General features: G+C 58.3%; 12 protein-coding genes. All 12 read left to right on the top strand.

Annotation, left to right across the window (positions count from 1 at the left end; all coding sequences use genetic code 11):
- The first annotated feature begins 1 nt into the window (after position 1).
- Entirely contained in the window at positions 2 to 766 is a 765-nt protein-coding gene (locus tag K341_RS0100740) for an amino acid ABC transporter ATP-binding protein (RefSeq protein ID WP_037349212.1), read from the top strand.
- A 764-nt stretch (positions 767 to 1,530) separates the two neighbouring features.
- Positions 1,531 to 2,181, top strand: a complete 651-nt coding sequence (locus tag K341_RS0100735) for a ComF family protein (RefSeq protein WP_026761526.1) — start codon at positions 1,531 to 1,533, stop codon at positions 2,179 to 2,181.
- Between the two features lie 237 nt (positions 2,182 to 2,418).
- Positions 2,419 to 2,805, top strand: coding sequence for a hypothetical protein (locus tag K341_RS0100730; protein WP_009658065.1), 387 nt, complete (start codon positions 2,419 to 2,421; stop codon positions 2,803 to 2,805).
- 224 nt (positions 2,806 to 3,029) lie between these two features.
- Entirely contained in the window at positions 3,030 to 3,479 is a 450-nt protein-coding gene (locus K341_RS0100725; RefSeq protein WP_026761525.1) for a ribosome maturation factor RimP, read from the top strand.
- Positions 3,480 to 3,493: 14 nt separating this feature from the next.
- A complete protein-coding gene (nusA, locus tag K341_RS0100720; RefSeq protein ID WP_026761524.1) occupies positions 3,494 to 4,633 on the top strand; it encodes a transcription termination factor NusA in 1,140 nt (379 codons plus the stop codon).
- A complete protein-coding gene (gene rnpM, locus K341_RS0100715; RefSeq protein ID WP_009349922.1) occupies positions 4,634 to 4,909 on the top strand; it encodes an RNase P modulator RnpM in 276 nt (91 codons plus the stop codon). It abuts the gene before it with no gap.
- A gap of 3 nt (positions 4,910 to 4,912) precedes the next feature.
- A complete protein-coding gene (locus K341_RS0100710) occupies positions 4,913 to 5,245 on the top strand; it encodes a L7Ae/L30e/S12e/Gadd45 family ribosomal protein (protein ID WP_026761523.1) in 333 nt (110 codons plus the stop codon).
- Positions 5,245 to 7,833, top strand: a complete 2,589-nt coding sequence (gene infB, locus K341_RS0100705) for a translation initiation factor IF-2 (RefSeq protein ID WP_026761522.1) — start codon at positions 5,245 to 5,247, stop codon at positions 7,831 to 7,833. The genes K341_RS0100710 and infB overlap by 1 nt, the downstream gene beginning before the upstream one ends.
- Positions 7,834 to 7,850: 17 nt before the next feature.
- Positions 7,851 to 8,225 (top strand): 30S ribosome-binding factor RbfA, encoded by a 375-nt coding sequence (gene rbfA / locus K341_RS0100700; RefSeq protein ID WP_009437999.1) that lies wholly within the window; start codon positions 7,851 to 7,853, stop codon positions 8,223 to 8,225.
- A complete protein-coding gene (locus K341_RS0100695; protein ID WP_026761521.1) occupies positions 8,222 to 9,169 on the top strand; it encodes a DHH family phosphoesterase in 948 nt (315 codons plus the stop codon). Before rbfA ends, K341_RS0100695 begins: the two co-directional genes overlap by 4 nt.
- 1 nt (position 9,170) lies before the next feature.
- Entirely contained in the window at positions 9,171 to 10,049 is an 879-nt protein-coding gene (gene truB, locus K341_RS0100690) for a tRNA pseudouridine(55) synthase TruB (protein WP_009349927.1), read from the top strand.
- Positions 10,050 to 10,230: 181 nt separating this feature from the next.
- The gene (locus tag K341_RS0100685) at positions 10,231 to 13,152 is read left to right on the top strand and encodes an insulinase family protein (protein ID WP_009349928.1); all 2,922 of its coding nucleotides are present in this window, start codon (positions 10,231 to 10,233) and stop codon (positions 13,150 to 13,152) included.
- The last annotated feature ends 53 nt before the right edge of the window (positions 13,153 to 13,205 follow it).

Genomic DNA, 13,205 nt, shown 5'->3' with positions numbered 1-13,205 from the left:
CATGCTGCTGCATGTCCAAAATGTCCGCAAACAGTTCGAAAACACCGAGGTGCTGAAGGACGTCAGTCTCAGCGTCGACAAGGGCGACGTCGTCGTCATCCTAGGACCGAGCGGTTCGGGCAAGACGACCCTCCTGCGCTGCCTGAACTTCCTTGAGCGCGCCGACGGCGGCGCGATGGATTTCCACGGCGCGCATCTCTCGCTCGCGGATGCATCTCACAAAGAGGTGGCGGACGTGCGAAAAAAGACGGGCTTCGTCTTTCAGAACTACAACCTCTTCGCGAATAAAACCGCGCTCGAGAACGTCACGCTCGGTCTGACGGTCGGGCGCGGCATCGCGCAGGAAGAGGCGCATGAGATCGCCATGGAGGCGCTGCGCAAGGTTGGCATGGAGAGCCGCGCGGACTACTACCCCGCGCAGCTCTCCGGCGGGCAGCAGCAGCGCGTCGGCATCGCGCGCGCCGTTGCGGCAAAGCCCGACGTCATCCTCTTTGACGAGCCGACCTCCGCGCTCGATCCGGAACTCGTCGGCGAGGTGCTGGAGGTCATGAAGCAGCTCGCTGCCGAGGGGACGACGATGATCGTCGTCACGCACGAGATGAAGTTCGCGCAGGACGTCGCGACGCACGTCGTCTTTATGTCAGACGGCGTGATCGTCGAGGAAGGCAGCGCGAAGGAGATCTTCACCGCACCGCGTGAGGAGCGCACGCGCCGGTTTCTGCAGAGGATTCTGCCCGAAGAGTATGAGCCTGCAGCTCTCATTTAGAGGTGATGCGGGATTTTCGCGCCTAGCTTTGTCATTTCGTCAAACGCTTCGGTCGACGTAGGTTTCATCTACGCCTTCTCTTGGATTTTTCTTATTCCTTGCGCTGCATCCAAACTTGCGTGTCACTCACGTTGCACTATGATACTAGGTGTGATGAGGGAGGGGGGCGCCTAGTTTTGTCATTGTGGGGAAGCGTTGCGTCGGCATAACGCGTTTTATGAACTAAAAAAATCGACAGCCGCTCTATTTCGAGCAAGCTGTCGATCTATGTCGATATTACCATAAAACTGTGAACCATCCTTATTCAGTTGTGTGGTCGCCTTTCCGCCGCGCGTACGCCTCGTGTATCTGCGCCTTGGAAAGCCTTATATTGTACGTTCAGCTGAAACCGTTTTGGAGATCCCATAGATTCATCCAATTTGCGCGCTTGGTTTTCGAAATCGAATCGTACAGAAGGAATTTGTCAACTGCCCGAACCACCGGGGAGTGACTGCGCTGCAACCGGCTTTTTTGACACTATGCCATGTGCGTATCGGCAGAATCCGCCGCCGCAATACTTCTTCAAAGATGCATTCCCGTCAATAGGCATGGTCACCGCGCTGAAGAATTTGTGTCAATAGACATTCTCCTTTCCGCTAGTTTCGAACCTAGGAGATATATCTCTTTTCTGCGTTTATTATATCATAATCCCGAGGGAATCGCAAGCATTTTTTAGCAAATTGCGTTATAATATAGAAACTTCTATATACGCCGGAGGGATACATTTGCTTTCGATGTTTGTTGACTTTCTCTTCCCGCCCCGCTGTCCGAACTGCCAATCGTATGTGGAGCGGCGGGGCGGTTTTTGCGGTGCTTGTACGAGACGACTCACAGGACTGCGTACTGTCGCCCGTTCTGTGGATGCCGTATCGTATCTTGCGGGGATTTGGGCGCTCGGATATTACCGTGAAGGTGTGCGGGATCTCCTGCGTACGCTCAAGTATCGTCGAGAGAAAAGTGTTTTGCCCTATCTCCATGGCATGCTCGCTGCCGGGGAAGCGGTACTCATACGGCTCCCGGAGCAGATCGTCGCCGTACCTGTCCCGCTCGCTCCCGCGCGCGCACATGAGCGTGGATTCAACCAGACGGAGCTGATTTTTGCGCCGTGGCTAAAGGCGCATGGGATCGCATTCGAATCGCTGCTCGTACGCAGCCGTGAAACTGCACCGCTTTATGAGTTCTCGCGCGAAGAACGCCGCCGTGAGCTGCGCGGGGCATTTGTATGCGCGGATGGCGCGCAGATCGCGGGACGGCATATCCTGCTTCTCGACGATATTATGACGACGGGGACAACTCTTCTGGAGTGTGCGCGCACGCTCAAACGCGCGGGTGCGGAAAATATATATGCCCTTGTCCTTGCGAGTGAGCATAGCTGACCCTTTATATCGAAAGAGAAGTTCTAAGTACTGCAGCGGTTTTACTTGCAGACAGCCGGACAATTTAGTAGAATGTAGACGCAAAGTAAGTGAAATTGGAACAAATTGTATTGGAAAAATAGTCAAGTACAGCTCGCAATCTGAGCCTACTTTTTATTGTGTCCCGGGCAGTGCAGAATAAAAGATGTTCTGCGCTGAAATTATTCTATGGAAAATATCAAGGGAGGAGAACCTTTTATGGAAGATCAGGATTCGCGCGTACGTCCAATGAGTGAGGCGGAGAATGCTGCGTATCGTGGCGTTACGGTTGATGAGGATGGTACGGCGGCCGATGCGGAGTCGCCGCAGGCAGAAGCATACCGGTCTTCGGGCGGGGCATATGAGCGCGCGCAGCGAAGTTCCGTGCGTTATGTCCGTATCGGCGGAGCGCCGCCGCAGCCGTCGCTCCTTTCCTCCATTATTTGGGGGCTTGTCCTTGCCGCGCTGCTTGCTTTCATCATTTTTGTCGCACTGCCCGCGATTGCTATGGTGATTGTCGGTGTCTGTATTCTCGGGGCAATCGTCAGTCTCGTTGGGAGAGGGCGTGTGCTTGCGTGGCTGACGCGGCATTTATACGGAAGGTAGAAAATTCAGCCTGGCGATCCGGACGAAAATATTTGGTGAAGCCACAGGCGAGTTTGCGTGATATAGGGCTTTACAAAGCCTATATCATATGATATACTCTAGGAAATTCATTTAAGACGTGGAAAGAGTGGGTGAAAGCCCACTCTTTCATTCATGTAAAAAGGAAGCAGGGCGCTTTGCGTCGTGCTTCCCTCTGTGATGCGGTTAGGATAGAGAGGGAAACGATGAGCGCGAAGATCGAGGAGCGCGTCGAGGAGATCGTACAGGATCTCCTGCCGGTACAGCCGGAATTGGAACTCGTAGACGTCGAATATGTACGTGAACGCGATTGGTATCTCCGCGTCTACATCGACAAAGAGGGCGGTATCGACATCGAGGACTGCCGGACGCTCAGCGAGCGACTGGAGGAGATCCTTGACCGTGAGGACTTCATTGCCGATGCTTATATCCTCGAAGTTTCCTCACCCGGGCTTGATCGTGTGCTGCGCAAGGCGCGCGACTTTGAACGAGAACACGGCAAGCGTGTCGATGTGGCGCTTTATGCGCCCCTTGACGGTAAAAAGAACTTGACGGGTGCGCTCACCGGCTATGACGGAAATGTATTGATACTGGACGACGATGTGCGCATCCCGATGGAGCAGGTATCTCAGGTGCGTCTGCATATCGACTTTTAGGGAGGATTTGGGCTTTGGCAAGAAAGATCACAAAGGAGACGAATGCCGGAAAGGAGTTCCTTCAAACACTAAAGGAACTTGCGTACGAGAAGGGGATTGACGAGGAACTCCTTTTTGAGACCATCGAGGCGGCGCTGATTTCAGCCTATCGGCGCAACTTTGGATCGGCGCAGAACGTACGCATCGCGCTTTCACGCGAGACGGGCGCATTCCACGTCTTTGCCATCAAGACGGTGGTCGAGGAAGCCGAGAGCGGCGTCACAGACATCTCTCTTGCACAGGCGCATGCCATCAATCCGGACTATCAGGTCGGCGATGTGGTCGAGATCGAGATGACTCCTGCAAACTTTGGGCGCATTGCAGCGCAGACCGCGAAACAGGTGGTCATGCAGCGTCTGCGCGAGGCGGAGCGCGGCATTGTCTACGAAGCGTATATGAACCGCTCCGCCGATATCGTGACGGGAATTGTTCAGCGCATTGAGGGGCGCAGCGTGTACGTCGATATCGGAAAAGCAGAGGCAGTGCTGATGCCGACAGAACAGATACCCGGCGAGACATACAATTATGGCGATGCCATTCGTGCGTACATCATTGAGGTCAAACGCTCGCCCCGCGGCCCGCAGATCATGCTCTCGCGTACGCACCCGGGACTCCTCAAAAAGCTGTTTGAGCTCCAGGTGCCCGAGATGCAGGAGGGCATCGTCGAGATCAAGGCGATTGCGCGTGAGGCAGGCAGCCGCTCCAAGGTTGCTGTCCACTCTACAGAGGAGCGTGTCGATCCCATCGGCGCGTGCGTCGGTCCGCATTTCATGCGTGTACAGGCGGTGGTAGACGAGTTGGCGGGCGAAAAGATCGACATTGTGAAATGGAGTGAAGATCCCGCGACCTACATCGCGAACTCGCTGAACCCCGCAAAAGTGATCTCGGTCGCCGTGAGCGAGACAGAGAAAATCTCCCGCGTTGTCGTGCCGGATTATCAGCTCTCGCTTGCCATTGGCAAGGAAGGGCAGAATGCCCGATTGGCGGCTAAGCTCACAGGATGGAAAATCGATATCAAGAGCGAGTCCCAGGCAGCACAGGAAGCAGAGCCCCCTGCGGCAGAGCTCGTCGTCGAAGTGGACGCTGCAGAGGAACCTGCAGCGGGGGAGGCCTAATTGGAGCCGGCGAAACAGCCCGAGCGGCTGTGCGTCGGCTGTCGGGAGAAGCATCCCAAGGGCGAACTCATCCGCATTGTGCGTGCTCCGTCGGGGGATGTTTCCATCGACGCGACGGGAAAGAGCCCCGGGCGCGGCGCGTATCTCTGTCCGCGTGAAGAGTGTCTGCTGGCAGCGCGGAAACACAACGGCCTCGCGTGGTCGTTCAAGGGGCGGGTTGCGGCCGCTGTCTACGATGCACTCTCGGAAGCCCTGCGGGCGCGTACGGAGGGCTAGATGATGAATGCACAGACTGAGAACCGTGTCGAGAATTTACTGAGTATGGCGGCGCGCGCGCGCCGCATCGTCTCGGGTGCGTTCGTGGCGGAGGAGACACTTGAAAAAGGGCGAGGGACATACCTCTTGCTCGCGGCGGATGCCTCGGAAGAAACAAAGCGCAAATTTACGAATATGGCGGAACGACGGAATGTTCCATATGTGGAGTTATTAAGAGCAGAGCGGCTGGGACGGTGCCTCGGAAAAGAGTACCGCGCGGTCGCCGTATTGATAGATAGAGGATTTGCGGAGCGGCTGGACGCCTATCTGCATGAAATACCGACGGGGGTGGATTGATGTCAGAATCGAAATACAGAATCACCGATTTGGCGAAAGAATTCAAGACGGACAAAAATACCATTATTGATATTCTGAAGAGCAAGAACTACAAAGTGAAGAACATGTTCAGTGCTGTCGGTGAGGAAGAACGCGCCGCCGTCAAGGCGGAGCTTGGGCGGACGGCAAAGCCCGTACGCAGGGAGTCCATGCAGAGCAAAGCCCCCGCTCCGCAGCAAGAGCGCCTCGCAAAGAAGGACGTACGACCTGCAGCACCGGCACAGAAGGATGGTGAGTCGGCAGCCTCGGCAGGAAGGGCAGAGATACCCGCGCCAGAGAAGCAGGTACTGCGTGCCCGAACAAAGGCACCCGGCATTGTAATCGTACGTCAGGCGCCTGCTAAGACGCGCAGTGAGAGTTCCGGAGCGTCGAATGCAGGAAGCGCTCGCCCTGCACGCTCCTCGTCCGCCGGCGGAAATGCGGGCGGACACAGCAGCAGCGGACGTCCTGCAGGGCGCGCCGGTGCGGGGCGTCCAAGCGCACCTGCTGCGATGGCGGCACCGCCTCCCGCAGAAGGACGCGAGACCGGTCGTCGCCGCAGCGGACGCGGCGGCGAGAACACGGGCGGCGGAGACCGCAGCCGCGGCAGCCGCGGCGGACAGCGGCGTGACCGCGAGGAGCGGACGGATCTGCCGCGTGCAGGGCGCAGCGGCGCGCGCAAACAGCGTAAGGGGCGCACTGCGCCTACACCTGCGCCAAAGGTCGAGATCGCCCGTCCGAAGCACATCAAGTTGCCCGAGACGATCGCCGTCAAGGATCTCGCATCCAAGATGAGCTACACCGCGTCCGACATCATCAAGAAACTGCTCCTCATGGGCGTCATGGCGAGCATCAATCAGGAGATCGATTTCGACACGGCAACCCTTGTTGCCGCCGAGTTCGGCGTCACGACCGAGGAGCTGCCGCCGGATGTCGATCCGACGCTGATCCCCGAGATCGTCGACGATCCGAAGACGCTCAAAGAGCGTCCGCCCGTCGTCACCGTCATGGGACACGTCGACCACGGCAAGACCTCGCTGCTCGACGCGATCCGCAACACCTCCGTCAGCACGCACGAGGCGGGCGGCATCACACAGCACATCGGTGCCTATCAGGTGATCTGTCAGGGCAAGAAGATCGTATTCCTCGATACCCCCGGACATGAGGCGTTCACGGCGATGCGTGCGCGCGGCGCACAGATCACGGACGTGGCGATTCTCGTCGTCGCGGCAGACGACGGCGTTATGCCGCAGACTGTCGAGGCGATTGATCATGCAAAATCGGCGAACGTCCCCATCATCATCGCCATCAACAAAATTGATAAGCCCGGCGCGAACCCCGAGCGCGTCAAGCAGGAACTCATGGAGTACGGACTGGTCGCCGAGGAATATGGCGGCGAGACCATCATGGTGCCGGTATCTGCAAAACAGCGCATGGGCATTGACGAACTCCTCGAGAACATCCTGCTCGTCGCCGAGGTGGAGGAGTTGAAGGCAAATCCGAACCGCGAAGCGCGCGGCGTCATCATCGAGGCAAAACTCGACAAGGGACGCGGCTCCGTTGCGACCGTCCTCGTGCAGAGCGGCACCCTGCGCATCGGCGACTCCATCGTCGTCGGCACAGCATACGGACATGTGCGCGCGATGATCAACGACCGCGGGGATAACGTCAAGAAGGCAGGACCCTCCATGCCGGTTGAGATTTTGGGACTGAACGACGTCCCGTCGGCGGGCGACATCCTCGCCGCCGTCGATGAAAAACAGGCGCGCTCCATCGCCGAGGCACGTCTCGGCAACCAGCGCCGTGATCTCATCAAGTCCAAGAGCGTCTCGCTCGACGCTCTCTTCCAGCAGATCCAGCAGGGCGACATCAAGGATCTCAACATCGTTGTCAAGGCGGATGTGCAGGGCTCTGTCGAAGCACTGAACAACGCACTGCTCGGACTCAATAAGAACGACGAAGTACGCGTCAACATCGTCCATTCGGGCGTCGGTGCGGTCAGCGAGTCCGACATCATGCTCGCAGCGGCGTCGGGCGCGATCGTCATCGCGTTCAACGTCAGGCCGGATGCGAATGCGCGCCGTCTCGCGGACACCGAGAACGTCGACATCCGTACCTACCGCGTCATTTACGACGCACTGAACGACGTCAAGGATGCGATGAGCGGCATGCTCAAGCCGAAATACAAAGAGGTTATTCAGGGACGCGTTGAGATTCGTCAGGTTATGCGATTCTCCAAGGCGCTCGTCGCGGGCTCGTACGTCCTCGAGGGCAAGATTCACAACAATTCGAAGATCCGCATCCTGCGTGACAACGTGGAGCTGTTCGACGGAGAGATCGACTCCCTGCGTCGGTTCAAGGACGAGGTGAAGGAAGTCGCCGCGGGCTACGAATGCGGCATTTCCATCGTCGATTACAAGGATTTCGCCGAGGGCGACATCATCGAAGCCTATACGATGGAGGAGATCGAAACCTCCATCGCCGAGGCGAATAAAGCAGCCGAGGAAAAGCGCGAGGCACAGGCGGCAGCTGCAGCCGCGGCACAAGCGGAGGCTGCGCCCGAGGAGTAAGAAAGGAGCGTGACGGCTTGTCTAAGGTTCGCGTTGAAAAAGTCCAAGAGTTAATGAAACAGGAGATCAGCGACATCATTCTCCATGATCTGAAGGATCCGCGCATCGGCTTTGTGACCGTCACATCCGTCGCCTGTACCGAGGATCTCCGCGAGGCGAAGATCTATGTCAGCGTCATGGGGGATGAAAAGGGCGTGCAGGAGAGTCTTGCAGGGCTGAATCGCGCGCTCGGATATGTCCGACGCGAGATCGGCAGACGCATCCGACTGCGCTTTACCCCTGAGATCAGCTTTGCGCTCGACACCTCGCTGAACTACAGCGATCATATCCAGCGCATACTGAACACCCTTCATGAGGAAAAACCTGCAGGGGCGCGGGAGGAGACCCTATGAAAATCAATCTGACCGATACGGCGCGTCTCCTGCACGATGCACAGACCGTCATTTTGACTTCACACATCCGTCCTGACGGCGACTCCATCGGATCGACGCTCGGACTGATGCATTTCCTCCGCAGCCTCGGCAAGGAGGCGCGCGTTCTCATCGACGACGAGCTCCCACGCACGTTCCGCGTACTGCCGGGGCTCGATACGATCGAGCGCCCCGAAGAAGGACAACGCTATACAGCCGACCTTCTCGTTGTCTGCGATGTCGAACTGCGGCGCACAGGGGCGGTTGTCCCGTCCGTCGATGCACTACGCGTGCTCAACATCGACCATCATGTCACGAACGACGAGGAAGCCGAGTACCTTTACCTCGATCCGAGCCGCGCCGCGACCTGCGAGATCATGTGCGAGATCATCCGCGAGATGGGCGGCACATGCTCACTCGATATGGCGACCTGTCTCTACACGGGGATCGCAACGGACACGGGATTTTTCCGGTTCTCCAACACAACGCCGCACACGATGCGCACGGCGGCGGATCTCATCGAGATCGGCGTGAAGCCGAACATCATCTCCGTTGCCATGGAGGTGAAATCCTACGATGAGGTCATGGCGCAGGTGCGCGCGATCCGAAACCTCGAGATGTTCTATGACGGCAAAGTCGCCGCCGTATTCATCGATGAGGAGCGTGCGAAAGAGGTCAAAACGACCGAGGGACTGCTCGATAAGCTCCGCGTCATTGAGGGTACGCAGATCGTATTCTTCATGAAGTGGCTCGAACACGATACCTACCGCGTCAGTATGCGCTCCAAGGGCGTCAACGTCTCGCGCATCGCGCAGGAATTTGACGGCGGCGGGCATATCCGTGCAGCGGGCTGTACCCTGCACGCACCGTTTGACGAGGCGCGCAGCATGATCCTCGCCGCCATCGGGAGGGCACTAAGCGAATAATATGGACGGATTCATCAACGTATTGAAACCGCCGGGAATGTCGTCGCACGATGTCATTGATGTCGTGCGGCGTATTTTTAAGCAAAAACGCGTGGGACACGCCGGCACACTGGATCCAGCGGCGGCGGGAGTGCTCCCCGTCGCGCTTGGACGCGCGGCGCGTCTCATCGAGTATATGGAGATCGCGGACAAATCCTATCGCGCCGAGCTGTCTTTCGGATGCGCGACCGATACGGGCGACGTCTACGGCACGGTGACCGAATCACTGCCGGCATTTTCCTTTCCGCCGGAGGACGTCGTCATCAAAACGCTCGTAGACTTCATCGGCAAAATAGCTCAGCGTCCGCCCGTGCATTCCGCGATTAAGATCGGCGGAATGCGCGCTTATGACCTCGCGCGCCGGGGGACGGAGATCGAGGTTCCCGTGCGGCGTGTAGAGATTTACGGCGTTGCGCTTCTTGCGTACAATCCCGCACGGCATAGTATTCTCTTTGATGTTGACTGCTCCAAGGGGACATATATCCGCTCCCTTTGCATGGACATCGGCGCAAAGCTCGGACTGCCCGCACTCCTGCGGTTTCTCCTGCGCACGCGTGTCGGAGAATTCTATTTAAGCGACGCCTATACGCTCGAAGAACTTGCGGAGGTGTGTGGGGAGGCACTGCGCGCGCCCGACGAAGTCCTTTGGCATATCCCGCGCTATGAGCTCGCCCCTACGCGCGTCAAGGCGTTCTACAGCGGGCTCTCCACGACCGATCGGAACGTCCCTCTCAATGAGGGGCTCTACCGCGTCTACAGCGGCAGTGTGTTCCTTGGCATCGGGCGCTATGACGCGGCGGCGCAGGAGATGTACCCTGAGAAAGCGTTTCCGCCACTGTAGGGCAGGGCAATGGTCTCCATAAATAGGGCTCACGTATAAAGGAGCTGTGCGGTTAGGTTGAAAGAACCCCTTGACCTAACTGTGCAGCTCCTTTTTTGAGAAAATATGTCTCCTCTTCAACACATTTTGAGAATCAGCCTCCCTGTGATATAATGGCAGAGATTACGAAGGAGGAAGATATATGAAGATAGATGACATCGTACATGGATTTCGCCTGATCGGCGTGTCGCAGATAAAGGAAACAAACGGGACGGGATATACGTTTGTCCATGAAAAGACGGGGGCGCGTCTCTTTTTCTTAGAGACGCCGGACGACAACAAGGTCTTTTCGATCAGCTTCCGCACGCCGCCGACGGACGATACGGGCGTCGCGCATATCATTGAGCACTCGGTGCTCTGTGGGTCGCGCAAGTATCCGCTCAAAGAGCCGTTTGTGGAGCTGGTGAAGGGCTCGCTCAATACGTTCCTGAACGCGATGACGTTCCCGGACAAGACGATGTACCCTGTGGCGAGCCGCAATGCGCGCGATTTCCAAAATCTGATGGACGTCTATCTCGACGCGGTATTTTACCCCGCGATGCGTGAGAATCCGCAGGTGCTCATGCAGGAGGGCTGGCATTACGAACTGGACGATGCGGGTGCGCCGCTCCGTTACAGCGGCGTTGTCTACAACGAGATGAAGGGCGCGCTCTCGGCGCCGGATGATCTGCTCGGCAGCCGCATCATGGCGGCGCTCTACCCGGATACGACGTACGGATGCGAGTCGGGCGGCGATCCGGACGCGATTCCCTCGCTCACGCGCGAGATGTTCCTCGACTTCCACGCGCGCTATTACCACCCGTCGAACAGCTACATCTATCTCTATGGCGATGTGGACATTGAGGAGAAACTTACGTATCTCGACAGGGAGTATCTCTCGTATTTCGATCGGATTCCCGTGCTCTCGCGCATCGAGCGGCAGGCGCCGTTCCCGGCGTGCGTGACAAAGGAGCATTTCTACCCCGTCGGCGCGGAGGATTCACTCGAGGAGAACGCGTTTCTCTCGCTGAGCTGGGTCATCGGCGATACGGCGGATATGAAGCGCGTGATGGCGATCCAGATCCTCGACCATGCGCTGCTGCGGATGCAGGGCGCGCCGCTGCGTCAGGCGCTCATCGACGCGGGGCTCGGGCGGGATGTCGATTCCAACTACGAGAGCGACGTCCTCCAACCGTTCTTTAGCATCGTGGTGAGCAAATCGGAGACGGCGCGTGCGGATGCATTCGTGCACGTGATCAAGGAGACGCTAACGAAGCTCGCGGACGGCGGGCTCGACCGGACGCTGATCCGCGCCGCGCTCAATACGATCGAGTTCCGTCTGCGCGAGTCGGATTTCGGTACCTCGCCGAAGGGGCTCATCTACGGCATCCGCATGATGAAAATGTGGCTCTATGACGGCGCGCCGGAGACCTATCTGCACTATGAGGACGCGCTCAGAGACCTCAAGGACGGGCTGGAAAAAGGCTATTTCGAGCAATTGATCCGCGAAGCCTTCCTCGAAAATACGCACGAGGCGCTTGTGACGCTCGCGCCAAGCCGAACGGTCGGCAGAGAGCGTGAGGCGGCGCAGGAGAAGATCCTCGCAGAAAAAAAAGCGGCGATGTCCGCCGCGGACATCGCCCGCGTCATAGAGGACTGCGCCGCGCTTAAGGCGGCGCAGGAAGCGCCCGACACTGCGGAAGCACTTGCGACGATCCCCATCCTCTCGCGTTCGGACATTCGCCCCGACGCGGAGCCGCTGCCGCTCGAGGTGCGTGATATTGCGGGGACAAAGATACTCTATGCCGATATTGAGACGAGCGGCATCGTCTATCTGAATTTCTACTTTTCACTGGCGGCTGTTGCGCAGAGCGATCTGCCGTACGCATACCTCCTCGCGGAGATGTTCGGCGCGGTCGATACGGCACGGCGCAGCTATGCCGACCTTGCGGTGCAAAGGAACCTTTACACGGGCGGTATCGGCGGGGACATCGTTGCCTATACGCGCGCGGGGGAACCGGACTCACTTGCGCCGCGCTACAAGCTGCGTGCAAAAGTCCTGCGTGAAAACCTGCCGCGTCTCCTCGATCTCCTCACAGAGATGATGACGGAGAGCGATTACTCCGGTGCAAAGCGTGTGCGCGAGCTGATCGACGAGGACAAGACGGGCATGGAGCTCTCGCTCCAGCGCGCGGCGAATCAGGTCGTCGCATCGCGGATCGCGGCGTACCTCATGCCGTCGGGGCGCTATGCGGAGACGGGCGGACTGCCGTTCCACGACTTCCTTTCCGCCTTTCAGGAGAATTTCGACGCGCGCCACGCCGAGATGCAGGCGGCATTTGCGCATATCCTGCCGCAGATCTTTAACCGCAACGACCTCATGATCGGCATCACCGCGCCCGCGGCGGTATACGATGAGATCGCGGCGCAGCTCGCGGCATTCCAAGAGAAACTATCGCAGGAGAAGTTCCCCGCGGCGTCCTATACATGGGAGATCGCGGCGCGCAACGAGGGGCTGACGACGCAGAGCCGCGTCCAGTACGTCGCAAAGGGCGCGAACTTCATCAAGCTCGGGCATCGCTATACGGGCGCGCTCCGCGTGCTCGAGACGCTGCTCCGCTACGATTATTTCTGGACGCGCATCCGTGTGCAGGGCGGCGCGTACGGCGCGATGACGCAGTTCAACCGCAACGGGTTCATGGTGCTCGCGTCCTATCGCGATCCGAACCTTGCTGAGACCTTCCGCATCTTTGACGAGACGGCGGACTATATCCGCGCATTCGACGCATCCGACCGCGAGATGGATAAATTCATCATCGGCACGATGAGCGGCGTCGACGCGCCGCTCACGCCGCAGATGAAAGGAGATATGGCAGCGACATTCTACCTGCGCGGCATCACGCAGGAGGATCGCCAGCGCGCCCGCGACGAGATCCTCACGGCAACGCAGGCGGATATCCGCGCCCTCGCGCCGCTCATCGAGGACGCCATGCGCGCCGATGTGCGCTGCGTGCTCGGCGGCGAAGAGAAGCTCAAGGAGAACGCGGCGCTCTTTGGCGAGGTGCGTCCAGCACTGCATATCTAATGAATACATCCGTGAAAACTTTTGACTTTTGACGCCCGGCGTGGGATAATGGC

Source organism: Centipeda artemidis DSM 19719, assembly GCF_000426665.1.
Classification (GTDB): Bacteria; Bacillota; Negativicutes; order Selenomonadales; family Selenomonadaceae; genus Centipeda; species Centipeda artemidis.
Note: the sequence above shows the minus strand (reverse complement) of the source record. Positions and strands in the feature narration are given on the sequence as shown.

Bases quoted from the DNA above. Each gene is read 5' to 3' on its own strand.
- K341_RS0100740 (WP_037349212.1), top strand. From the start codon at position 2: ATGCTGCTGCATGTCCAAAATGTCCGCAAACAGTTCGAAAACACCGAG.
- K341_RS0100730 (WP_009658065.1), top strand. From the start codon at position 2,419: ATGGAAGATCAGGATTCGCGCGTACGTCCAATGAGTGAGGCGGAGAAT.
- K341_RS0100725 (WP_026761525.1), top strand. From the start codon at position 3,030: ATGAGCGCGAAGATCGAGGAGCGCGTCGAGGAGATCGTACAGGATCTC.
- K341_RS0100710 (WP_026761523.1), top strand. From the start codon at position 4,913: ATGAATGCACAGACTGAGAACCGTGTCGAGAATTTACTGAGTATGGCG.
- infB (WP_026761522.1), top strand. From the start codon at position 5,245: ATGTCAGAATCGAAATACAGAATCACCGATTTGGCGAAAGAATTCAAG.
- K341_RS0100695 (WP_026761521.1), top strand. From the start codon at position 8,222: ATGAAAATCAATCTGACCGATACGGCGCGTCTCCTGCACGATGCACAG.
- truB (WP_009349927.1), top strand. From the start codon at position 9,171: ATGGACGGATTCATCAACGTATTGAAACCGCCGGGAATGTCGTCGCAC.
- K341_RS0100685 (WP_009349928.1), top strand. From the start codon at position 10,231: ATGAAGATAGATGACATCGTACATGGATTTCGCCTGATCGGCGTGTCG.